Below are 22303 nucleotides of genomic sequence, written 5' to 3' on the forward strand. Positions count from 1 at the left end.
AATAATGCTTCCATTGTACTGGAAATCTCCGCGAATGCATTTCAAACCCGAACTCGAGCGCGCGATTTTACGCCAGCGCTATAAACGCTTTTTAGCCGATGTCACTCTCGCTGACGGCACTCTGACCACGATACACTGCGCCAATACGGGTGCCATGACTGGTTGCGCAACACCGGGGGATACGGTGTGGTACTCGCGCTCAGACAACCTTAAGCGTAAGTATCCCTTAAGTTGGGAACTCACCGAGACGGCAAGGGGTGACACCATTTGTGTCAATACCGCGCGCGCCAATCCGCTAGTGGTTGAGGCAATTAATGCTGAACAGATCCCTGAGCTCATGGGGTATGACCAACTTCGCACCGAAGTAAAATATGGCGAAGAAAATAGTCGAATTGATATCTTACTCAGCGCAAAGCACAAGCCAGCATGCTATATAGAAGTCAAAAGCGTCACCTTGCTCGATGCTGAAAAGCACGGACAAGGTTATTTTCCTGATGCGGTGACCACTCGCGGCCAAAAACACCTGCGAGAGCTCACAGAAATGGCAAGTAATGGATGTAGAGCGGTACTTTTTTTCGCGGTTTTGCACACTGGCATTGAAAATGTATCAGCGGCCCACCATATCGACGCCGAATATTCACAATTACTCAAAAAAGCGCAACAGGCCGGAGTAGAAATTCTATGTTACAAAGCCACCTTGACTCGTAACCAAATCAAACTCGAACAAAAATTGCCGTTTATCTAAACCCAGTGCGCAACAGCAATTTGTGAGGCAGATTCAGTCATTAAATCGAATTCGATGACGTTTTACTGATAACGCCAAGAAGTTTGAAGGGAGTATTTGCCAGCCTCGGTCCTTTCTGATATAGATACCCGCCTTAAAATTGACTGCAAAGCAGTTGACTGGGTGTAAGTAGGAGATGCTGTATGCCAGAAACTAAGAAAAAATCGCTAGGCATCCTAGCCATTGCCGGAGTGGAACCGTACCAAGAAAAACCAGGTGAAGAATACATGTCACCGGTGCAATTGGACCACTTCCGTAAAATTTTACAAGCTTGGCGTAATCAGCTTCGTGAAGAAGTCGATACCACTGTACAACATATGCGTGATGAAGCGGCTAACTTCCCTGATCCGGTTGACCGTGCGTCACAAGAAGAAGAGTTCAGCCTTGAGCTACGCAACCGCGATCGCGAACGCCGTTTGATCAAGAAAATCGAAAAAACCCTCGACAAAATTGAAGAGGACGATTTCGGTTTCTGTGATTCTTGTGGTGTTGAAATTGGCATTCGTCGCCTTGAAGCGCGACCTACGGCTGATTTGTGTATCGACTGCAAAACGCTTGCTGAAATCAAAGAAAAACAGATGCAAGGCTAAACCGCCGAGCAGTGATTGGGGTGAGTGGCCTGCTTTTTTGGTTGCTACGACCCATAATATTTAGGGAGCCTTGGCTCCCTTTTTCATGTGCTGTCGATAGACAGTGACGGAGTCTTAATGACATATATTGGCCGCTTTGCACCCTCCCCTTCAGGGCCTTTGCACTTTGGCTCACTGATTGCTGCTTTGGGCAGCTACTTTCAAGCTCGCTCACAGCAAGGGGTGTGGCGAGTTCGTATCGAAGATCTCGACCCGCCGCGCGAAATGGTCGGCGCCAGCGATTGGATTTTACGCGCGCTGGATGCCTATCAGCTCCATTGGGATGGTGATGTCGTCTATCAAAGTCAGCGCCACGCGCTCTATCAAGCGCAAATAGATACCTGGCTTGCCGAAGGAAATGCCTATTACTGCCAATGCAGTCGCAAGCAAATCAAGGAAATGGGTGGCTTTTACAATGGCCACTGTCGCAATCTTGGTCACACTGATGGCGCAATACGGCTGAAAATGGCGACGCCAATCACCGAATTTACCGATGTGCGCTATGGCACGATGCACATTCCGCTCGCGTTGGCGCAAGAAGACTTTATCATTAAACGTCGTGATGGACTGTTCGCCTATAACCTTGCAGTGGTGCTTGATGATATTGACCAAGGTATTACTCAAGTGGTACGTGGTGCGGATTTGATTGAACCTACCGGGCGTCAAATCAGTTTGTACCGCATGCTAGCGCGAGCGCCGGTAAGTTACCTTCATTTGCCGTTAGCCATGGATGCTCGAGGTGGCAAACTGTCAAAACAAAATCATGCCACGGCGATTGACATCAAACAGCCCAAAACGACACTGCTTGAAGCGATGCGCTTTTTGGGTTTCACTTTACCTTCTGAGATTGAAAGCGCAGAAATTGAACACATTTTGCACTGGGGCTGTCAAAATTGGCAATTATTCCAACTGCCTAATCAGTTAGCGATGACAGTACGATTCTCAAATGAAGCGCTGTGAGCTATTATAAGCCGCAAATTCGCGCCAATACGCGCTAAAACCAGATAAGCAAGCTCAGAAAAAACTGAGCATTGCCGGATGCCCATGAATACAAACGACGACACATCAAGCGAGATGGTATCTTATCCTGAGCTAGCCCTGAACGTGATCACTCGTGATGAGCACACTATTTCGCGCAAGCAAATCAGTGATAACGCACTGAAGGTGTTATATCGCCTTCAAGGTGCAGGATTCGACGCCTTTCTTGTTGGCGGTGGCGTTCGCGATCTGCTTTTGGGACAACGCCCAAAAGATTTTGACATTGCGACCAACGCGACGCCAGAACAGATCAAACACCTTTTCCGTAACTGCCGCCTTATCGGTCGCCGCTTTCGACTGGCGCACATTATGTTTGGCCGTGACATTATTGAAGTCGCGACATTTCGTGGCCATCACCAAGAGCCAAGCCAAAACGTGGCGCAGCAGTCAAAAGAAGGCATGCTCTTGCGTGACAACGTCTACGGTACCGTAGACGAAGATGCAGAACGCCGAGATTTCACCATCAACTCGATGTACTACAACATCGCCGATTATTCGATTCACGATTACGCACGTGGCATTGATGATCTGGAAGACAAATTGGTCCGGTTGATTGGCGATCCTCAAACTCGTTATCGAGAAGATCCAGTTCGCATGCTGCGGGCAATTCGTTTTGCCGTCAAACTTGATTTTGACATTGAAGAAGACACCGCAGAACCGATTGAGCATATGGCTTATCTATTGCGAGACATTCCCGCAGCACGTCTGTATGAGGAGTCGTTGAAACTATTGCAAGCGGGGTACGGTCTTGAAACCTACCACTTATTGCGTGAATACAATCTGTTTCAACAGCTTTTCCCTTCTATCTCGGAACAATTTACGCCAGACTACCACTCGCAAACCGAGCAAATGCTCGATTTAGTGTTGGACTCGACGGATATGCGCATTGAAGAAGGCAAGCGAATTAATCCTGCCTTCATGTTTGCTGCCATGCTTTGGTATCCAATGCTGGCGATCGCGCAAAACCTAATGAACCAACGTGGCTTTAGCTATTACGATGCGGTTATGGAAGCCAGCAACCTAATTTTGGATGAGCAAATCAAAACCATTGCGATCCCGCGCCGCCACACGGCGACCGTTCGCGAGATTTGGCAATTGCAGTTGCGCCTTCCTCGTCGTAATGGCAAGCGTGCAATGCGTCTAATGGAACTCAATAAATTCCGCGCAGGATTTGATTTTCTTGAAATGCGTGGCGAAGTAGAAGGGGGTGAGACTGCCACACTCGCCAAGTGGTGGGCAACATTCCAAAACGCCGGACGCGAAATGCGCCAAGCCATGGTCAATGACCTTGACCACGCGACGCCAAGCAAATCGCCGCGACGTAAACGTCCACCGCGTAAGAAAAAGAGCCCAGCAAAATCATGACGCTCGTATACATAGCGATTGGCAGCAATCTAGAACAGCCGCAAGCGCAAGCCAATCAAGCCATTGAAGCGCTGGCCCAGTTACCGGATTCGCAGCTTGTGGCACGCTCACAGCTATACAGCAGCACGCCGATGGGGCCGCAAAATCAACCCGATTATATCAACGCCGTCGTGGCGCTTGACACCACGCTGACGCCCTTTGAGCTGCTTGATAGAACACAAGCGATTGAGCTTGAGCATGGCCGCGTGCGTAAAGCAGAACGTTGGGGACCGAGAACGCTGGATCTCGACATTTTGCTTTATGGAAATGAGGTTATCGACTCAGAGCGCTTAATCGTGCCTCACTATGGCATGAAAGTGCGCGAGTTTGTGCTCTATCCACTGGCTGAAATTGCACCAAACCTGAATTTGCCCGATGGCAGTTCACTTCAACAGTTATTAACGCAAGTGCCACAAAATGGCCTGCGAGTTTGGCAAGCGTAACGCTTGACAACAAAAAGGTCGCACCGCTGACCAATGAAGGATTTGTGATGAAAAAAGTGACGATTAATGACCTAATGCTGTGGAAACAAGAAGGTCGAAAATTTGCAAGCTCAACCGCGTATGACGCAAGCTTTGCCCAACTTTTTGAACAGCAAGAGATGCCCGTATTACTGGTAGGTGACTCTCTGGGCATGGTACTTCAGGGGCTCAGCGATACACTGCCAGTCACAATTGATGACATGGTTTACCACACCCGCTGTGTTCGCGCTGGCAATAGCAAAAGCCTATTAATGGCTGATATGCCTTTTATGAGTTACGCCACACCAGAACAAGCGTGTGATAATGCGGCAAAACTAATGCGCGCTGGCGCCAATATGGTCAAAATTGAAGGCGGCGATTGGCTGGTTGATACCGTCAAAATGCTTACCGAACGCGCCGTCCCGGTTTGCGCTCACCTTGGTTTAACCCCACAATCCGTTAACATTTTTGGTGGATTTAAAGTACAAGGACGCGAGCAAGATAAAGCGGACCGTATGGTACGCGATGCGATTGCACTGCAAGAAGCAGGCGCTCAAGTCATTTTATTAGAATGTGTTCCTGCTGAGTTAGCCGCGCGTATCACTGAGGTACTCTATGTGCCTGTGATTGGTATTGGCGCAGGCAATGCCACCGACGGTCAAATTTTGGTGATGCATGATATGTTCGGCATTTCTGCCAACTATATGCCAAAGTTTTCAAAGAACTTTCTCGCAGAGACCGGTGACATGCGTAAAGCCGTCTCTCTGTACATTGACCAAGTGCAATCGGGCGAATTTCCAGATGCCGCTCACACCATTGCTTAGAGGACGTTAAGCATGCAAATTTTTGCTGAAATTTCAGCGCTGCGCGAGCAGATAAAACAGTATAAACGCGAAGGCAGGAAAGTCGCGTTTGTTCCTACCATGGGTAATTTGCACGAAGGTCATCTCACCTTGGTGCGCACGGCACGCAAACACGCTGACGTGGTGGTGGTCAGTATTTTTGTCAATCCGATGCAATTTGACCGTGCAGACGATCTGAATAACTACCCACGCACCCTTGATGATGATGTGGCAAAACTCAGTGGCGAATCGGTCGAGCTGATTTTCACTCCAACGCCAGAAATCATTTACCCACAAGGGGTTGAAAAGCACACCATCGTTGACGTTCCAAGTCTCTCCACCATGCTAGAAGGCGCGTCACGTCCTGGTCATTTTCGTGGCGTTTCAACGGTTGTGACCAAGTTATTTAATATTGTTCAACCTGATGTTGCCTGTTTTGGTGAAAAAGACTTTCAGCAGTTGGCGGTGATCCGCAAAATGGTCGACGATCTGGCCATGGATATTGAGATCATTGGCGTGCCAACCGTTCGAGAAATGGATGGCCTGGCCATGAGTTCTCGCAATGGACTATTGACTATTGATGAACGCCAGCGCGCGCCAGTGCTTGCGCGCACGATGCGCTGGATCTCAAGTGCCATTCGTGGTGGACGTGATGATTACGATTCGGTCATCGAAGACGCCAATGATCAGCTTCGCGCCGCTGGGCTGCAACCGGATGAGATTTTCATTCGTGATGCACGCACACTTCTTCCGCTAACCAGCGAGAGCACGCAAATGGTCATTTTAATGTCTGCCTTTTTAGGCAAGGCACGCTTGATTGACAATCAAGTGGTTGAACTCGCAACAGAAAACAAAGAAGACGCGCCAGCTGAAGCTTAAATTAAGACAAACAGCGATAAAAAAGAGGGCGAACCACTTGGTACGCCCTCTTTTTTTATGAAAACATTAGGGTCTATACCCAAACAACTTGAAGATGCAGGTAGGCAACAAGCGAGTAAAACCTCAGAGCATAAATAGGCTATGTGATGAGGTTTGTGAGTGCCAGTCTCTATCTCGTTAACAAAAGGCGCTGCAACTTCAAGTGGGACGGGTATATTTAAGTTCTTAACCCAACACCCTTACTCACCAAGCGATAAGCAATCGCATAAAGCACCACAACAAAGCCAATCAGAACACTAAAACTGGCCCAAATTCCCACATCCGAAATGCCCAAGAACCCATAACGAAATGCGTTAACCATATAAACAATCGGATTAATTTTCGACACGCCTTGCCAAAACTCAGGTAGCAAACTGATCGAGTAAAACACGCCGCCAAGATAGGTCAGCGGCGTTAGCACAAACGTAGGAATAATAGAGATATCATCGAACGTTTTGGCGTACACCGCATTAATCAGTCCTCCCAGAGAGAAGACCACCGAGGTCAGCACTAAGGTGATAATAACCGCCCACCAATGCTCCACTTGTAAGCGAACAAAAAACAACGAGACCGCGGTTACGATGATCCCCACTAACAAACCGCGCACTAATCCCCCGACGACATAACCAAGAATAATCACGTAATTAGGCACGGGAGCGACGAGGATCTCTTCGATATTGCGTTGAAATTTGGCACTAAAAAATGACGACGCCACGTTTGAGTATGAATTGGTGATCACCGACATCATGATAAGACCAGGGACGATGTAAGCCATATAGCTTACCCCTTCCATATCACCAATACGCGAGCCAATAAGATTACCAAAAATAATAAAATAGAGTGTCATTGTGATGGCTGGTGGGACTAAGGTTTGCACCCAAATTCGCATAAACCGATTGATTTCTTTGGTCAAGAGCGCGCAAAACGCCGTCCAATAAATTTGGTACATATTACTGTCCCCCTTCGCGCACAATACTCACAAACAGCTCTTCGAGACGATTGGCCTTATTACGCATTGACATCACATTGATCCCAAGGTCACTCAGTTGAGCAAAAATGGGGTTAAGACCTTGGCTTTTCTCCACTTCAATTTCCAGCGACCCATTGACCCAGTGCTGGCTGACAACATTCTTAAGTGGCGGCACTTGGGTATCCGTCGCTAAGTCGAGAATAAAGGTTTCCACATGCAGCTTATTAAGTAGCGCTTTCATACTGGTATTTTCAATCAATTCTCCACGACTGATAATACCAATATTGCGACACAGCATCTCCGCCTCTTCTAAATAATGAGTCGTAAGAATGATGGTGATGCCTTCTTCTCGATTAATACGCGCTAAAAACTCCCACATTGAGCGGCGTAACTCAATATCGACGCCAGCGGTGGGCTCATCTAGGATCAGAAGCTTAGGTTCATGCATCAAAGCACGTGCAATCATTAAACGCCGCTTCATACCACCCGACAGATTACGCGCTCGCTCATGACGTTTCTCCCATAAATCCAATTGGGTTAGATACTTCTCTGCGCGCAAGCGCGCTTGAGCTCGGCTCACGCCGTAGTAGCCCGCTTGTTGTGTCACAATTTGCTCAACCGTTTCAAATTGGTTGAAATTGACTTCTTGCGGTACCAGTCCAAGGTGCTGCTTTGCCAGCTCTAGCTGGCTATCAATATCAAAGCCAAACACTTTAACCGTGCCCGACGTTTTATTGACCAAAGAGGATATAACGCCAATCGTGGTCGATTTCCCAGCGCCGTTTGGCCCAAGCAGCGCATAAAAGTCCCCTTTGGCCACATTAAGCGAAATCCCTTTTAACGCCTCAAAGCCACCCGCGTAAGTTTTACGCAGCTGTTCAATTTCCAATGCGTACATGGTGTGATTGCCTTTGTTGTCGTACTGTTTTAAATAAGCTTATCGTTAAAAGACGATGAACACAATCTAATCCAAGCGCGACGTCACCCCTTGGTGCCCGCGCATAAACTAAATGGATTGCAATGCCATCTCTTGAGCTCGAGCGCGATTGACCGCGGCATTCAGCGCCTGATAGCGAAACTTATAAATGTTGTCATTTGGAACAAGATCAATCACATGAAACTTTTCAAGCTGCTCGCGTGTGCGCTGACTTGGGCACAATAGATAAACTTGGCATTCGGCTTCTTGTGCGTCTTTGATTGCATTTTCCAATGCCAGCCCTACTGTTACATCAATCATTGGAACATCGGTTAAGTCCAAGATCATAGCTTCATAATCTGCAATGCTGGTGTGTTGACGAGATATCGCTTTTGAGACACTGAAGATCATGGGTCCAGAGAGATAAAAGAACAACACCTTACCGTTAGCGCTGTCCAATATCGCTCGCTCACTATCGGTGAGTGGCACATCATCTTGATCTGCATCGCTTATCGCTTTGACTTGCTTGGCCTGCTCGCGGCTTAGGCGCTCAATAATAATGATGTTGGAAATGAATACGCCAAGGCCCACTGCGACGATTAAATCCACGAATACGGTCAATAGCATCACGCCATACATAATCGCCATCCCTTGGACACTGACCTTATGCGCACGCTGAATGAAACTCCAATCAAGAATATTAAAACCGACATACAGCGCAATACCAGCTAGGACTGCCATCGGAATCGGTTCGGTTAACCCACTGGCGACTAACACCACCAGCGCTAAGATGAGCGCTCTTACCACACCTGAAAGTGGCGATCTCGCGCCCACTTGAATATTTGTCACCGTGCCCATGGTCGCCCCCGCGCCTGGTAGCGCGCCAAACAGGCCTGAAATCATGTTGGCTAAACCCTGCCCACGCAGCTCCTGATCCGAATTGTGCTCTTTGCGTGTCAGAGAATCACCGATAACTGCGGTTAATAACGTATCAATGCAGCCCAGCGTTCCGAGTACTAAGGCATCGATGACCATGGTGGTAAAAATCTCAGGATGAAATGTGGGTACCACCAAGGATGGCAGCCCTGCTGGGATCTCGCCAATTCGACGAATCTCATTGGTATCGAAGAAGAGTAAAGAAAGTAACGTTACCGCAATTAAGGCCACCAACTGAGCCGGAACGTATTTGCGATAATGTTGAGGAAACAAAAATAGAATGGCTAAGGTCAAGCCGCCAAGCAAAAGCTCACCAAAACGAATACTTTCGATAAGTTGCGGCAACGCCTTTAACGTTCCCATAACGCCACCTGGCGGTGCGGCGTGACCGAGCAGCGGTGACAACTGCAAAATAATCAGTATCACCCCAATACCGGACATAAAGCCAGAAATCACACTGTAAGGCATCAGGGTAACGTATTTTCCAAGCCGCAGCGTACCAAGCAGGATTTGAAACGCTCCCGCCATCATTACCACAGTAAAGGTCATCGCCATTCCCGTCTCAGGATATTTGGCCATCATGCTGGTGAGTACTGCGGTCATTATCACCGTCATCGGCCCGGTCGGTTCAGATATTAACGTCGATGAGCCACCAAAAAGAGAAGCAAAAAGACCGACCATTATCGCGCCCCAAAGGCCAGCTTCCGCGCCAGCACCAGAGGCGACACCAAACGCCAACGCCAGTGGCAGTGAAATGATTGCCGTGGTCACGCCACCAAAAAGATCCCCTTTCAGGTTCCATTGATTAAATCGATCACCGAACACATTCTGCTCCTTGCACTCGAATAAAAACCGTGCGCCATAATAACAAATTCACGCAAACCTGTAACATAATTACAAACTAAGAAGAGAGACACCAACATTACGCATTATTTGCTTAAACCCAAGTAGGACGGGTATCAATGTCGCCTCATAACACCTCAGATGAGTGTAAATAACCACATTTCTACGAGCTTGAAGATGTAACATTGTGTATATTCGAGGCGAATGACAACGGAAGTATCTGACACCATGCCTGAAATTAACCATATCTTTAAAAACAACGTCAAATGGGCCGACTCGATTAAAGACGAAAACCCTGAATATTTTACCAAGCTGGAAGCCGGGCAAAATCCGGAGTTTTTATGGATCGGCTGTGCCGACAGCCGCGTGCCAGCAGAACGATTGACAGGACTCTATTCCGGGGAGCTGTTTGTTCACCGAAACGTGGCAAACCAAGTAATTCACACCGATCTTAACTGCCTTTCTGTGGTGCAGTACGCGGTGGATGTATTGAAAGTAAAGCACATTATCGTATGCGGCCATTACAGTTGTGGCGGCTTAGATGCTGCGATTGAAAATCCTAATCTTGGCTTAATCAATAACTGGCTACTGCACATACGCGATCTCTATCTCAAGCATCGGTCTTACATTGACCAAATGCCCGAAAAAGACCGTGCTGACAAATTGGGTGAAATTAACGTAGCAGAGCAAGTCTTTAGCTTAGGGAACTCAACCATCATGCAAAACGCTTGGGAACGCGGCCAAGAAGTTGAAATTCACGGCGTCATTTATGGCATTGGTGATGGAAAATTAAAATATTTAGGTGAGCGCTGCTATTCACGCGAGTGTGTCGAAACCACATACGCCTCGTCAATGAAAGCGATCTTAAATCCAGAGCAAAGACTGCTTTGTCGCTAATATCACACAAAAAACGCCCGCAATTGCGGGCGTTTTTTTGAATACAGAACCATTACTCAGCGAGAGGAACAACTTTACCGATATAGGGCAAGTGGCGGTATTTTTGCGCATAATCAATGCCAACCCCAACCACAAATTCATCTGGAATTTGAAAACCAATCCAAGTCACATCAACCTCGACCTCACGACGCGATGGTTTATCCAATAGAGTACAAATCGCAATTGAATTAGGCTCGCGTAGTGACAGAATCTCTTTAATTTTGCTTAAGGTATTACCGGTATCAATAATATCTTCAACGATAAGCACATCTTTGCCTTTTATATCATCATCGAGATCTTTAAGGATACGTACGTCTCGTGAGCTCTCCATCGTGTTGCCGTAACTTGATGCGGTCATAAAGTCCACTTGATGGATTAAAGGAATCGCTCGACAGAGATCCGCCATAAAAACAAAAGAGCCACGAAGCAGCCCAACCAAAACCAAATTTTCACTGTTTTGATAATGCAAAGAGATTTGCTGACCCAATTCGCGAATGCGCTCTTGAACCTGCTGCTCAGAAATCATAACGTCTACTTTATGCTTCATACGGTACTCATTGTTGATTAAATGAAATGCTGCCTAAGCCCCACACGTACTTATCAAGCTCGTTGTACGCAGAGCCGTTTTAATTTCACTTTTAGGCGATTAAGCGCTGAGTGTATCACGGCCATTTTTGTTGTGGGTAGCGTAAAAAAAACTCTCATTTTTAAGACGGCCAGCCAAAATCAATGCATATTAAATGACTAACTTAACAATATTAAAAAAAATGACTACAAATTAGCCACCTAAGATTGACCCATAGCATATGCACCAGTACACTCATCAGGCTGATAATAATAATAAAGTAATTTTGTTTTTCATGTACCCAAATCACTTGATGATGCACGCATCTCATTGAGCCTATATCGATTTCAGCAATTGTAGGAATGAAAAAGAGCAAGGTTCGCTCGATCTGCTGCCTCGTCAAGCGGGACAATATAACAACCCATTGGCAAGGAAAGAATTATGGATTCAATTGCAAAGCGACCTCGTACGAGACTGTCGCCTCAAAAACGTAAGCAGCAACTGATGGAGATTGCATTAGAAGTATTTGCAACTCGTGGTATTGGCCGTGGTGGCCACGCCGATATTGCTGAAATCGCCCAAGTATCGGTCGCGACTGTATTTAACTATTTTCCGACTCGTGAGGATTTAGTTGATGACGTGTTGACTCAAGTTGTGCGTCAATTTTCAAACTTTCTCTCGGATAATATCGATTTAGATTGTCATGCTAAAGAGAATCTCTCTAGTATCACATCAACCATGATTGAGCTTATCAAAGAAGATTGTCACTGGCTTAAAGTGTGGTTTGAATGGAGCGCTTCAACGCGTGACGAAGTTTGGCCTCTGTTTGTCACCACCAATCATACCAATCAGCTACTGCTGCAAAATATGTTTGCCAAAGCGATTGAGCGTGATGAAGTCTGTTCAGAACATGATGTGGAGCACCTTGCTAATCTATTTCAAGGGATCTGCTACTCACTATTTGTTCAAGCCAATCGAAGCAAAAGCCCGGAAGAGCTCGACAGCTTAACTCAAACTTATCTCGATATGCTGTGCATTTATAAACAAGTGCATTAAATATCGTTATATATACCCAAACAACTTGAAGATGCAGGTAGGCGACCAGCGAACAAAGCCTCTGAGCATAGATGAGCTATGTGATGAGGTTTGTGAGTGCCCGTCAACACCGCTGCAACTTCAAGTAGGACGGGTATACTCAAGACCACTTGAAATGCAGGTAGGCCGTAAACAAAGCCTTTGAGCACGTCGTTAATCTAGATAAACAATGTGATAAGGTTGGCGAACACCTGCCTTTTCCTCACAACGACCTTTTCTTTACAACGAAAAGCACTGCATCTTCAAGTGGAAAGGGACAAGCAATAAAAAACCGCTGTATAGACAGCGGTTTTTTCGTTTGAGGTTAGGCTCAAGACCTATTTTTTCTTCTTCACCGCTTTTTTGTTTGGCAGATCAGTAATTGAACCTTCAAACACTTCAGCCGCAAGACCGACCGACTCGTGCAGCGTTGGGTGCGCATGAATAGTCAATGCGATATCCTCAGCATCACAGCCCATCTCAATAGCTAAGCCGATTTCACCAAGCAGTTCACCACCGTTTGTGCCCACAATAGCACCACCGATGACGCGGTGAGTCTCTTTGTCAAAGATAAGCTTAGTCATACCGTCAGCGCAGTCCGATGCGATTGCGCGACCTGAAGCTGCCCATGGGAATGTTGCCACTTCGTAGTTGATGCCTTCTGCTTTTGCTTCTTTCTCAGTCTTACCAACCCACGCCACTTCTGGCTCAGTGTACGCGATTGATGGAATAACTTTCGGGTCGAAGTAGTGCTTCTTACCTGAGATCACTTCAGCCGCAACATGGCCTTCGTGCACCCCTTTATGAGCAAGCATTGGCTGGCCGACAATATCACCGATAGCAAAAATATGAGGTACGTTTGTGCGCATCTGCTTGTCGACATTGATAAAACCACGCTCATCAATTTCAACGCCAGCTTTTTCGCCATCAATGAGCAAGCCGTTGGGCACACGACCGATAGCGACGAGAACCGCGTCATAGCGCTCCGCTTCTGCTGGGGCTTTTTTGCCTTCCATTGAAACGTAGATACCGTCTTCTTTCGCTTCAACCGCGGTCACTTTGGTCTCGAGCATCAAGTTGAATTTCTTCTCGATACGCTTAGTGAAGACTTTCACGATGTCTTTGTCTGCTGCCGGGATCACTTGGTCAAACATCTCAACCACGTCCACTTTCGAACCCAGTGAGTGGTAGACCGTACCCATTTCTAAACCGATGATACCGCCGCCCATGATCAGCAGTTTTTCAGGGACTTCTTTTAGCTCAAGCGCGTCTGTTGAGTCCCAAATACGCGGATCTTCATGCGGAATAAATGGCAGTTTGATTGGACGAGAGCCTGCAGCAACAATCGCATTATCAAAATTAACCACGGTTGGCTCGCCTTCACCTTCAACCAAGATGCTGTTAGGGCCAGTAAATTTACCGTAACCGTTCACCACGGTAACATTGCGCATTTTCGCCATACCCGCAAGGCCACCAGTCAACTGATTAACCACCTTCTCTTTCCAAATGCGGATTTTGCTGATGTCGGTTTGCGGCTCACCAAACACAACACCATGCTCGGCCATCGCTTTTGCTTCTTCGATGACTTTTGATACATGAAGTAATGCTTTTGATGGAATACAGCCAACGTTCAAGCAGACACCACCCAGTGTGCTGTAACGTTCAACTAAAACAGTGTGTAACCCTAGGTCGGCACAGCGAAATGCCGCTGAGTATCCCGCAGGACCCGAACCAAGTACCACGACTTGGGCTTTAATTTCTTTGCTCATTTTGACCTCTTGTAGTCATTATCCCTAACAGGCTGAGAAATTGATTTTTATCTAATGGCGCTGGTGTTCAACGATTATTTTTGTTCGTCAACAGTTTACAGAGATGTTAACGATGTGAAAAGTGAATCAATTTGGCCTGTGAGCTGAACGACAGTTCGATAGTAACGGCCATGATAACTCGATGCTCATTTCGCCCTGTCGCTTTATTTTGTTGAGGCGGCCAAGGCCGCCTCAAGACGCTTTTGAGTATTACAATACCAAACGACGAATGTCAGAAAGACAACTGTTAAGGTAAGTAATGAAGCGCGCCCCTTCCGCACCATCAATAACGCGATGGTCATAAGAGAGTGACAATGGCAGTTGCAAGCGTGGCGCAAACTCTTTGCCATTCCATACCGGTTTCATTTCAGATTTAGATACCCCAAGGATACCGACCTCTGGTGCATTCACGATAGGGGTAAATGCAGTGCCGCCGATACCACCTAGGCTCGAGATGGTAAAGCAGCCGCCCTGCATATCCGCAGCGGTAAGTTTACCTGCGCGTGCTTTCTTAGACACCACCATCAGCTCTTCAGAAAGCTCGTAAATACCTTTCTTGTTCACATCTTTAAAGACAGGAACAACCAGACCATTTGGCGTATCAACGGCAATACCGACGTTCACGTATTTCTTGAGAATGATGCTTTCACCATCTTCAGAAAGAGAAGAGTTAAACGCAGGGAAGGCTTCAAGTGCTTTGGCGACCGCTTTCATGATGAACACCAGCGGCGTGATCTTCATGCCTGTGTCTTTCTTCGCTTCAATCGCATTTTGCTCTTTACGGAATGCTTCAAGTTCAGTGATGTCGGCGTTATCCCATTGCGTAACGTGCGGGATCATCACCCAGTTACGGTGTAGGTTCGCGCCAGAGATCTTCTTGATCTTAGAGAGCTTCTGAACTTCAGTTTCGCCGAACTTGCTGAAGTCCACTTTTGGCCAAGGCAGTAGACCTAGCGCGGCGCCGTCGCCTTTACCAGAGGCTGCTGCACCTGCGCCAGACTCAAGACGCTTCAGTGCCTCTTTCACGTAAGCTTGAACGTCTTCTTTAAGAATGCGGCTCTTACGACCAGTACCTTTAACCTTAGATAGGTTAACGCCAAATTCACGAGCAAGACGACGAACTACCGGAGACGCGTGCGCGTACTCGTTATTTTCTTCAAAATTGCCAGCTACTGCTGGATCTTCAGCTTTTGGACGCTCCGCCGATGCCGCCGCTGCCGGAGCAGGAGCTGCTGCTTGTGCCGGCGCTGCAACAGGCGCTGAAACTTCGCCTGCCGCTGTAGCGAAAATCATGATTAGAGAGCCGGTCGTCACTTTGTCGCCTGCGGCAATCTTAATTTCTTTTACTGTGCCGGCAAATGGTGCGGGTACTTCCATTGACGCTTTGTCACCTTCCACAGTAATGAGAGATTGCTCTTCTTCTACTGCGTCGCCAACTGCAACCATGATTTCCGTCACTTCGACTTCGTCTCCGCCAATATCTGGCACGTTAACGTCTTTGTCTGCGGCTACCGCTGGCGCTTCAACCGCTGCAGGAGCTGGAGCCACAGCACCTGAGCCGGCCACCGGACTGCCGGCCACCTCAAATACCATCACAAGAGAGCCTGTTGTGACAGAGTCACCCGTCGCAATCTTGATCTCTTTAACCGTACCGGCAAAAGGTGCTGGTACTTCCATTGACGCTTTGTCGCCTTCAACCGTGAGAAGTGATTGCTCTTCTTCTACTGCATCGCCAACTGCAACCATAATTTCAGTTACTTCGACTTCGTCGCCACCGATATCAGGTACGTGAACTTCTTTCAGCTCACTGGCAGCAGGGGCTGCGACTGGCGCTGTCTCTGCGGCTGGAGCCGCTGCTGCTTCAACGGACGATCCAGCCTCTTCAAAAATCATGATGAGAGAGCCTGTTGTAACAGAATCACCTTCCGCGACTTTGATTTCTTTCACAATGCCAGCTTGAGACGCAGGTACTTCCATCGACGCTTTATCGCCTTCCACCGTGATAAGTGACTGCTCTTCCTCTACCTTGTCGCCAACGCTGACAAGGATTTCTGTCACTTCAACCTCATCCGCACCGATATCTGGTACATTAATTTCGATTGCCATGTCTATTTCCTTCGTTAATTCAGCGCTATTTACGCGTAGAGTGGGTTGGTTTTTTCAGTGTCGATATCAAATGTCTTGATCGCTTCTGCAATCACTGACGTTTCGACTTCGCCACGTTTTGCCAGTTCAGTTAACGCTGCCACCACCACATAACCTGCGTTCACTTCAAAGTGACGACGTAGGTTTTCACGGCTATCGGAGCGGCCAAACCCATCTGTGCCCAGCACTTTGTATGATTCAGCAGGAATAAACGCACGTACTTGCTCAGCGTAATTCTTCATATAATCGGTTGCCGCAATCGCAGGTTCAGTTCCCATGACTTGTTGAATGTAAGGCACTTGCGCTTCGGCATTCGGGTGCAACATATTGAAACGCTCACAAGCCTGGCCATCGCGGGTCACTTCGTTAAATGAAGTGACAGAATAAACATCAGATGCAATGCCGTACTCATCGCTCAAGATCTTCGCCGCTTTACGCACTTCGTTCATAATGGTGCCTGAGCTCATTAGCTGAACTTTGCCCTTCGAACCCGCGTAAGTTTCAAGTTTGTAGATCCCTTTGCGAATGCCTTCTTCCGCACCCTCTGGCATTGCTGGCATGGCGTAGTTTTCGTTCATCAGTGTTAGGTAGTAGAACACGTTCTCTTGGTTCTCACCGTACATGCGACGAATACCGTCTTGCATAATCACCGCCACTTCGTAGGCAAAAGTAGGGTCATAAGAGATACAATTTGGTACCGTACTCGCCATAATGTGCGAGTGACCGTCTTCGTGTTGTAAGCCTTCACCATTTAGTGTGGTGCGGCCTGCTGTTGCCCCTAATAGGAAGCCACGCGCTTGTTGGTCACCGGCCATCCATGCCATGTCGCCAACACGTTGGAAACCGAACATTGAGTAATAGATGTAGAACGGGATCATAGGCAGATCGTTGGTCGAGTATGACGTCGCAGCCGCAACCCACGAAGACATCGCACCAAGTTCATTGATCCCTTCTTGCAGAACCTGACCTGAAGTCGCTTCTTTGTAGTAAGAAACAATATCGCGATCTTGTGGGGTATAGTTCTGACCGTGTGGGTTATAAATACCGATTTGGCGGAACAAGCCTTCCATACCAAAGGTACGCGCTTCGTCAGCGATGATAGGCACGATGTTCTTACCGATATTTTTATTCTTAAGCAGAACGTTCAACGCACGCACAAACGCCATCGTCGATGAGATCTCACGCTTTTGCTCTTCCAGCAGCGGTTTAAATTCGTCTAGCTCAGGCACGACAAGATCTTGAGTGAATTTTGGTAGGCGCTGTGGCGTATAGCCATGCAGAGCTTGGCGACGCGCGTGAAGATATTCGTACTCTTTTGAACCTTGCTCTAGTTTCAGATATGGAAGCTCTTTCACCGCGTCATCGGTCAAAATATCTTGAAGACCAAGACGATCACGCAGGTGCAATACGTGCGTCATATCCATCTTCTTAACTTGGTGCGCAATGTTCTTACCTTCTGCAGCCTCACCCATACCATAACCTTTTACGGTTTTCGCTAGGATAACCGTCGGTTTCCCTTTGGTCTCTTCGGCATTTTTGTATGCAGCGTAAAGCTTCGATGAGTCATGACCACCGCGTTTGAGCGCAAAAATCTCATCGTCGGTCATATCCGCAACCAGCGCTGCCGTTTCTGGGTATTTTCCAAAGAAGTGCTCACGCACGTACGCACCATCTTTAGCTTTGAAGGTTTGATAATCACCATCAATGGTTTCATTCATCAGCTGCAATAGCTTACCTGTGGTGTCTTTAGCAAGCAGAGCATCCCAATTATTGCCCCAGATAACTTTCACCACATTCCAACCTGCGCCTTTAAACAAGCCTTCAAGTTCTTGAATGATCTTACCGTTACCCATGACAGGGCCATCAAGGCGCTGCAGGTTACAGTTGATAAGGAAACATAGGTTATCCAGTTTCTCACGCGCGGCGAAAGAGATTGCACCACGCGATTCTGGTTCATCCATCTCACCGTCACCAAGGAAGGCATAAACACGCTGCTCGGCGGTGTCTTTCAAACCACGACCTTCAAGATATTTGAGGAAACGCGCTTGATAGATAGAGGCAATTGGGCCTAATCCCATAGAAACCGTTGGGAATTGCCAAAACTCTGGCATCAATTTCGGGTGTGGATATGAAGGAAGACCTTTGCCATCGACTTCCTGACGGAAGTTGTCCAACTGCTCTTCTGTCAAGCGGCCTTCAACAAATGCACGAGCGTAGATCCCCGGAGAGATATGACCTTGGTAGTAAACCAAATCACCGCCATCTTTTGCGTTTGGCGCACGGAAGAAATGGTTAAAGCAGGTTTCATAAAACGCGGCTGACGATTGGAATGAGGCCATATGCCCCCCCAAGTCCAAATCTTTTTTCGACGCACGCAGTACGATCATGATGGCATTCCAGCGGATGATCGAACGAATGCGACGCTCAAGCGTGGTATCGCCCGGATAAGCCGGCTCTTGCGAGGCAGGAATGGTGTTAATGTAGTTGGTTGTAATGCCAGTTGGCATATCAACGCCATCTAGGCGCGCTTTGTCGAGCACTTGCTCAAGTAGAAATTGAGCACGCTCAATTCCCTCTTCGCGAACAACCGACTCAAGCGCAGCTAACCACTCCTGAGTTTCCAGTGCATCTACGTCATGCTTGATATCAGACATGGCGATCTATCCTTCTAATAGTGGGATCAAACAAGATAAATTACGTCGTGGATGAATTATTCCCTTGTTGAATTCGTCGAAGAGAGCGCTCACGACGCGACTCCTCTCGACTGAGATCCAATAAGGTTTCTTCGATATAAGCCAAATGGGCGTGACACATTTCGCGCGCCTGCTCTGGCTGGCCAGAAACGATCGCGTCAACAATGTTGGCGCGGTGTTTACTGACTTTCACCACCACTTCTTCACGGCGGTGTAACAGCTTCAAATTCTGTAACACGTTTTGCTCTAACAAAGGCGCAAGGCTGCGCACGATATGCAGCAAAACTACGTTGTGAGCCGCTTCGGTTAAGGCAACCAAAAACGCCATAACCGCGGCTGCTTCTGCCTCAATATTTTGCGCTGTTTGCTCATCACTGATGCTTTCGAGCGTACTGACAATGCGCGCAAAATCGGCCTCGGTTCCGCGCAACGCGGCAAAATAAGCGGCAATACCTTCTAGCGCATGACGCGCTTCAAGCAAGTCCAATTGAGTTTCGGAATGGCTGGCTAGCAGATTCAAGAGCGGATCGGAAAAACTGGTCCAAATGTGCTCGCTAACAAAAGTCCCCCCGCCCTGACGACGGGTCAATAGGCGCTTTGCCTCCAAACGTTGAATCGCTTCACGTATCGAAGGTCGTGACACCTCAAATTGTTTTGCCAATTCACGCTCTGGCGGTAGTTGCTGGCCCGGCGCTAAGGTTCCTTCTACTATCAGCCGCTCCAACTCTTGCTCTATCACATCAGAGAGTTTTGGCTGACGAATCCGTTGATAGGTCATTATCAAAGCCACTTTTTCGCGTTGCTGTTAATTGGTCTTACCAATTTATTCAATGCACAAAAATTAACATATCAAATACATTAATGTCTAGATAAATTTGATGTAAATCATGGAAAGGAGAGGATGCACACAAAGAATTAACAGATGAGTGTCTAAATGATAAATACTTTGGTCTTACCAATTACACATATGCAACGGAGGTGCAGCGAATATTCTGAGCGGTGTCATGCAAATGACGCAAATTGGTAACATATTTTGCGCCATCTCATTCGATGAGTGAGCGGTGGATGAACGAGGTAAAACGGTCAATGCCGCTCAAGTATGGTGAAAAAATGGATACCCAAACCACTTAGAGCTGACGCTTAGCTTGCGCTAGCTCACCATGAAAATACCGCCAATCAAAACACAAACCCGGATCGGTTTTTCGCAGTGGTGCTATGTATTGATGACCGGTGATCCGCTCGTTGACCATTTCAGGGTAACAACACTGCAGCTGCGCAGTCAGCTCGGCCAAGCTGTGATACTGCTCGGTGGTATAATGCGTAAAATCAGTGCCTTCGAGTTCAATACCAATTGAGTAATCGTTACATCGCTCACGGCCGGCAAATGATGAAATACCGGCATGCCACGCGCGATGCTCGAACGACACAAATTGCACAACCTCACCGTCACGACGGATCAAGCAGTGAGCTGACACTCGCATTTTTTCAATTACCTGAAAAAAGGGATGTTGCGATGCGTCCAGCTGACCTAAAAAAAAGTCCTCAATAAAAGGGCCACCAAATTGGCCCGGCGGCAACGAAATGTTATGAAGCACCAAAAGTGAAATATCACAGGGTAAGCCAGACATTGTTGGTGTTGGACGTAGATCATAATGGGGAGACGGCACGCGACGCGCCTTTCGCCACCATCCTTGCTCGATTTCATGACAGATTTGCTGCATAACTCGGTTCCCGTGCGATTTGTGCTGAAAATTACTGAAATTGTGCTACGCCAAGAGTATCATTTGCTTCCCATCCCCTTTCAAGAACGATGTGCATGAATCAAACTCACAACAGCCAAGCGCGTCTTGAGGCGCTCAAGCAATCACTGCCTGCCGATATTACTCGTGCGGTGCGCGACACGCTCAAAGAGGATCTCGGTGGTACGCTCGATGCCAGCAATGATATCACCGCAGCGCTCATTCCCGCCGATGTTCGTAACCGAGCCACAATTATCACTCGTGAGGCTGGCGTGTTTTGTGGCCAAGCTTGGGCCGATGAAGTGTTTAAACAGCTTGGCGGTGACGTCACTATCACTTGGCATGTTCAAGATGGCGATGCTCTCACGCCAAATCAAACGCTGTGTACACTTGAAGGCCCGGCGCGCGCGCTATTAACAGGCGAGCGCAACGCGATGAACTTTATTCAAACCTTATCTGGCTGCGCGACCGTGACCGCCCGTTATGCTGCCAAGATTGCTCATACTCAATGCCGTCTGTTGGACACGCGAAAAACCATTCCTGGCCTGCGCAGTGCGTTGAAATACGCCGTTGCCTGTGGCGGAGGGGACAATCATCGTATTGGGGTTTTTGACGCCTACCTCATTAAAGAAAATCACATCATAGCATGCGGTGGCATCGCTGCCGCGATTCACACCGCCAAAGCGCTCAACCCTGGCAAACCGGTAGAAGTCGAAACCGAGTCTTTAGATGAGCTGCAACAGGCCATTGATGCCGGTGCCGACATCATTATGCTTGATAACTTTACCACAGAGATGATGCGTCAAGCCGTGGCGATCAATGCTGGCCGTGCCGCCTTGGAAAACTCAGGCAATGTGACGCTTGATACCATTGCTGAGTACGCCGAAACCGGTGTCGATTACATCTCGGTTGGCGCGCTGACCAAGCACATTCAGGCGCTAGACCTTTCGATGCGCTTTTGCCAAGAATAAATTCTTAATCGGTCGCCCTCAATAACAATAACCTCGCAAATTGTTGCGAGGTTATTGCAACAGTTGAATAATTTTTGACTTTGCCTCGCACACCCCGCCACAATCTCTTTTGCTCAAGTTTATCCGCTGTTTACTCTAGCCGTCATCGTCTCTCTAAATAGTAAGGACTAATGATGAAACAGAGTCAACGCATGACACAACGCGGTTTTACCCTCGTTGAATTGATGATTGTGGTGGCGATTGTCGCAATTTTGTCTGCCTTCGCCATTCCAGCCTACCAAGATTACACCAAACGTGCGAATGCCACGAATATGCTCCAAGCCACCTCAGCAATGAAATCTGCTGTGACGATCTGTTTAGCGTCAGGTAACACCTTAGCAGATTGTGATTCGCCAAATAACGGCATTCCGGCAACCCAAGATCTGGGTGATTTCACAATCACAACAGAAAATGGCGTTATTACTGCGCTTAGCTCCGCTGGATTTGGTTCGTTACCGGCCAAAAGTTCAGTCATTTTGACACCAACAGAAAAAGTAAAAGATGGTGTTACCTTTGGCTATACATGGCAAGTCAGTTGTGAAGTAGATGACACTGTCGTCACCGATTGGTGTCCAAGCAGCTAAGAGTTAAA

The 22303-nt window shown here is 47.7% G+C and carries 20 protein-coding genes; 11 read left to right on the top strand and 9 right to left on the bottom strand.

What is annotated here, in order from left to right; translation table 11 throughout:
• The first annotated feature begins 34 nt into the window (after positions 1-34).
• The 7 genes from sfsA to panC all read left to right on the top strand — a co-directional run bounded on the left by sfsA (position 35) and on the right by panC (position 6037).
• A complete protein-coding gene (gene sfsA, locus HGP28_RS07620; RefSeq protein WP_168835871.1) occupies positions 35-745 on the top strand; it encodes a DNA/RNA nuclease SfsA in 711 nt (236 codons plus the stop codon).
• A 182-nt stretch (positions 746-927) separates the two neighbouring features.
• Entirely contained in the window at positions 928-1374 is a 447-nt protein-coding gene (gene dksA / locus HGP28_RS07625) for an RNA polymerase-binding protein DksA (RefSeq protein WP_168835872.1), read from the top strand.
• A gap of 117 nt (positions 1375-1491) precedes the next feature.
• Positions 1492-2373 carry a tRNA glutamyl-Q(34) synthetase GluQRS gene (gene gluQRS / locus HGP28_RS07630; RefSeq protein WP_168835873.1) on the top strand — a complete coding sequence of 294 codons (882 nt, stop codon included), beginning with the start codon at positions 1492-1494 and terminating at the stop codon, positions 2371-2373.
• 84 nt (positions 2374-2457) lie between these two features.
• Complete coding sequence (pcnB, locus tag HGP28_RS07635; RefSeq protein WP_211091924.1) at positions 2458-3816, top strand: polynucleotide adenylyltransferase PcnB; 1359 nt, start codon at positions 2458-2460, stop codon at positions 3814-3816.
• Complete coding sequence (gene folK, locus HGP28_RS07640) at positions 3813-4298, top strand: 2-amino-4-hydroxy-6-hydroxymethyldihydropteridine diphosphokinase (protein ID WP_168835875.1); 486 nt, start codon at positions 3813-3815, stop codon at positions 4296-4298. Before pcnB ends, folK begins: the two co-directional genes overlap by 4 nt.
• Positions 4299-4345: 47 nt before the next feature.
• On the top strand, positions 4346-5140 hold the full coding sequence (gene panB, locus HGP28_RS07645; RefSeq protein ID WP_168835876.1) for a 3-methyl-2-oxobutanoate hydroxymethyltransferase: 795 nt from the start codon (positions 4346-4348) through the stop codon (positions 5138-5140).
• Positions 5141-5152: 12 nt separating this feature from the next.
• Positions 5153-6037: a pantoate--beta-alanine ligase gene (panC, locus tag HGP28_RS07650; protein ID WP_168835877.1), complete on the top strand. Its 885-nt coding sequence runs from the start codon at positions 5153-5155 to the stop codon at positions 6035-6037.
• 217 nt (positions 6038-6254) lie between these two features.
• Here panC and HGP28_RS07655 read toward each other — a convergent pair whose 3' ends face one another.
• From HGP28_RS07655 to HGP28_RS07665, 3 genes are all read right to left on the bottom strand, one after another.
• Complete coding sequence (locus tag HGP28_RS07655) at positions 6255-7025, bottom strand: ABC transporter permease (protein ID WP_168835878.1); 771 nt, start codon at positions 7023-7025, stop codon at positions 6255-6257.
• 1 nt (position 7026) lies between these two features.
• Complete coding sequence (locus HGP28_RS07660) at positions 7027-7944, bottom strand: ABC transporter ATP-binding protein (protein ID WP_168835879.1); 918 nt, start codon at positions 7942-7944, stop codon at positions 7027-7029.
• Between the two features lie 108 nt (positions 7945-8052).
• Positions 8053-9723, bottom strand: a complete 1671-nt coding sequence (locus HGP28_RS07665; RefSeq protein WP_168835880.1) for a solute carrier family 23 protein — start codon at positions 9721-9723, stop codon at positions 8053-8055.
• 246 nt (positions 9724-9969) lie between these two features.
• Here HGP28_RS07665 and can point away from each other — a divergent pair, with 246 nt between their 5' ends.
• Positions 9970-10638, top strand: coding sequence for a carbonate dehydratase (gene can, locus HGP28_RS07670; RefSeq protein WP_168835994.1), 669 nt, complete (start codon positions 9970-9972; stop codon positions 10636-10638).
• A 52-nt stretch (positions 10639-10690) separates the two neighbouring features.
• On the opposite strand, the gene hpt is transcribed toward can, so the two are convergent.
• Positions 10691-11224, bottom strand: a complete 534-nt coding sequence (hpt, locus tag HGP28_RS07675) for a hypoxanthine phosphoribosyltransferase (protein WP_168835881.1) — start codon at positions 11222-11224, stop codon at positions 10691-10693.
• Between the two features lie 459 nt (positions 11225-11683).
• Between hpt and HGP28_RS07680 the strand changes: the two genes are divergently transcribed.
• The gene (locus HGP28_RS07680) at positions 11684-12298 is read left to right on the top strand and encodes a LuxR/HapR/OpaR family quorum-sensing transcriptional regulator (protein WP_168835882.1); all 615 of its coding nucleotides are present in this window, start codon (positions 11684-11686) and stop codon (positions 12296-12298) included.
• Positions 12299-12654: 356 nt separating this feature from the next.
• Here the strand turns inward: HGP28_RS07680 and lpdA are convergent, their stop codons facing one another.
• From lpdA to ampD, 5 genes are all read right to left on the bottom strand, one after another.
• Positions 12655-14085, bottom strand: coding sequence for a dihydrolipoyl dehydrogenase (gene lpdA / locus HGP28_RS07685; protein WP_168835883.1), 1431 nt, complete (start codon positions 14083-14085; stop codon positions 12655-12657).
• 249 nt (positions 14086-14334) lie between these two features.
• Entirely contained in the window at positions 14335-16230 is a 1896-nt protein-coding gene (gene aceF, locus HGP28_RS07690) for a pyruvate dehydrogenase complex dihydrolipoyllysine-residue acetyltransferase (RefSeq protein ID WP_168835884.1), read from the bottom strand.
• A 29-nt stretch (positions 16231-16259) separates the two neighbouring features.
• Positions 16260-18923 carry a pyruvate dehydrogenase (acetyl-transferring), homodimeric type gene (gene aceE, locus HGP28_RS07695; RefSeq protein ID WP_168835885.1) on the bottom strand — a complete coding sequence of 888 codons (2664 nt, stop codon included), beginning with the start codon at positions 18921-18923 and terminating at the stop codon, positions 16260-16262.
• Between the two features lie 40 nt (positions 18924-18963).
• Positions 18964-19740: a pyruvate dehydrogenase complex transcriptional repressor PdhR gene (gene pdhR, locus HGP28_RS07700; RefSeq protein ID WP_168835886.1), complete on the bottom strand. Its 777-nt coding sequence runs from the start codon at positions 19738-19740 to the stop codon at positions 18964-18966.
• Positions 19741-20089: 349 nt separating this feature from the next.
• Positions 20090-20683: a 1,6-anhydro-N-acetylmuramyl-L-alanine amidase AmpD gene (ampD, locus tag HGP28_RS07705; RefSeq protein WP_168835887.1), complete on the bottom strand. Its 594-nt coding sequence runs from the start codon at positions 20681-20683 to the stop codon at positions 20090-20092.
• Positions 20684-20778: 95 nt separating this feature from the next.
• Here ampD and nadC point away from each other — a divergent pair, with 95 nt between their 5' ends.
• Both nadC and HGP28_RS19350 read left to right on the top strand, forming a co-directional pair.
• Positions 20779-21672 carry a carboxylating nicotinate-nucleotide diphosphorylase gene (gene nadC / locus HGP28_RS07710; RefSeq protein WP_168835888.1) on the top strand — a complete coding sequence of 298 codons (894 nt, stop codon included), beginning with the start codon at positions 20779-20781 and terminating at the stop codon, positions 21670-21672.
• A 173-nt stretch (positions 21673-21845) separates the two neighbouring features.
• The gene (locus HGP28_RS19350; protein WP_281355542.1) at positions 21846-22295 is read left to right on the top strand and encodes a pilin; all 450 of its coding nucleotides are present in this window, start codon (positions 21846-21848) and stop codon (positions 22293-22295) included.
• Positions 22296-22303: the final 8 nt, after the last annotated feature.

The sequence above is a fragment of the Vibrio agarilyticus genome, assembly GCF_012641465.1.
GTDB classification, from domain to species: Bacteria; Pseudomonadota; Gammaproteobacteria; order Enterobacterales; family Vibrionaceae; genus Vibrio; species Vibrio agarilyticus.

What these genes read in the sequence shown, in the direction of transcription:
- sfsA (WP_168835871.1), top strand. Translation starts at nt 35, where the DNA reads ATGCATTTCAAACCCGAACTCGAGCGCGCGATTTTACGCCAGCGCTAT.
- dksA (WP_168835872.1), top strand. Translation starts at nt 928, where the DNA reads ATGCCAGAAACTAAGAAAAAATCGCTAGGCATCCTAGCCATTGCCGGA.
- gluQRS (WP_168835873.1), top strand. Translation starts at nt 1,492, where the DNA reads ATGACATATATTGGCCGCTTTGCACCCTCCCCTTCAGGGCCTTTGCAC.
- pcnB (WP_211091924.1), top strand. Translation starts at nt 2,458, where the DNA reads ATGAATACAAACGACGACACATCAAGCGAGATGGTATCTTATCCTGAG.
- folK (WP_168835875.1), top strand. Translation starts at nt 3,813, where the DNA reads ATGACGCTCGTATACATAGCGATTGGCAGCAATCTAGAACAGCCGCAA.
- panB (WP_168835876.1), top strand. Translation starts at nt 4,346, where the DNA reads ATGAAAAAAGTGACGATTAATGACCTAATGCTGTGGAAACAAGAAGGT.
- panC (WP_168835877.1), top strand. Translation starts at nt 5,153, where the DNA reads ATGCAAATTTTTGCTGAAATTTCAGCGCTGCGCGAGCAGATAAAACAG.
- HGP28_RS07655 (WP_168835878.1), bottom strand. Translation starts at nt 7,025, where the DNA reads ATGTACCAAATTTATTGGACGGCGTTTTGCGCGCTCTTGACCAAAGAA.
- HGP28_RS07660 (WP_168835879.1), bottom strand. Translation starts at nt 7,944, where the DNA reads ATGTACGCATTGGAAATTGAACAGCTGCGTAAAACTTACGCGGGTGGC.
- can (WP_168835994.1), top strand. Translation starts at nt 9,970, where the DNA reads ATGCCTGAAATTAACCATATCTTTAAAAACAACGTCAAATGGGCCGAC.
- hpt (WP_168835881.1), bottom strand. Translation starts at nt 11,224, where the DNA reads ATGAAGCATAAAGTAGACGTTATGATTTCTGAGCAGCAGGTTCAAGAG.
- HGP28_RS07680 (WP_168835882.1), top strand. Translation starts at nt 11,684, where the DNA reads ATGGATTCAATTGCAAAGCGACCTCGTACGAGACTGTCGCCTCAAAAA.
- lpdA (WP_168835883.1), bottom strand. Translation starts at nt 14,085, where the DNA reads ATGAGCAAAGAAATTAAAGCCCAAGTCGTGGTACTTGGTTCGGGTCCT.
- aceF (WP_168835884.1), bottom strand. Translation starts at nt 16,230, where the DNA reads ATGGCAATCGAAATTAATGTACCAGATATCGGTGCGGATGAGGTTGAA.
- aceE (WP_168835885.1), bottom strand. Translation starts at nt 18,923, where the DNA reads ATGTCTGATATCAAGCATGACGTAGATGCACTGGAAACTCAGGAGTGG.
- pdhR (WP_168835886.1), bottom strand. Translation starts at nt 19,740, where the DNA reads ATGACCTATCAACGGATTCGTCAGCCAAAACTCTCTGATGTGATAGAG.
- ampD (WP_168835887.1), bottom strand. Translation starts at nt 20,683, where the DNA reads ATGCAGCAAATCTGTCATGAAATCGAGCAAGGATGGTGGCGAAAGGCG.
- nadC (WP_168835888.1), top strand. Translation starts at nt 20,779, where the DNA reads ATGAATCAAACTCACAACAGCCAAGCGCGTCTTGAGGCGCTCAAGCAA.
- HGP28_RS19350 (WP_281355542.1), top strand. Translation starts at nt 21,846, where the DNA reads ATGAAACAGAGTCAACGCATGACACAACGCGGTTTTACCCTCGTTGAA.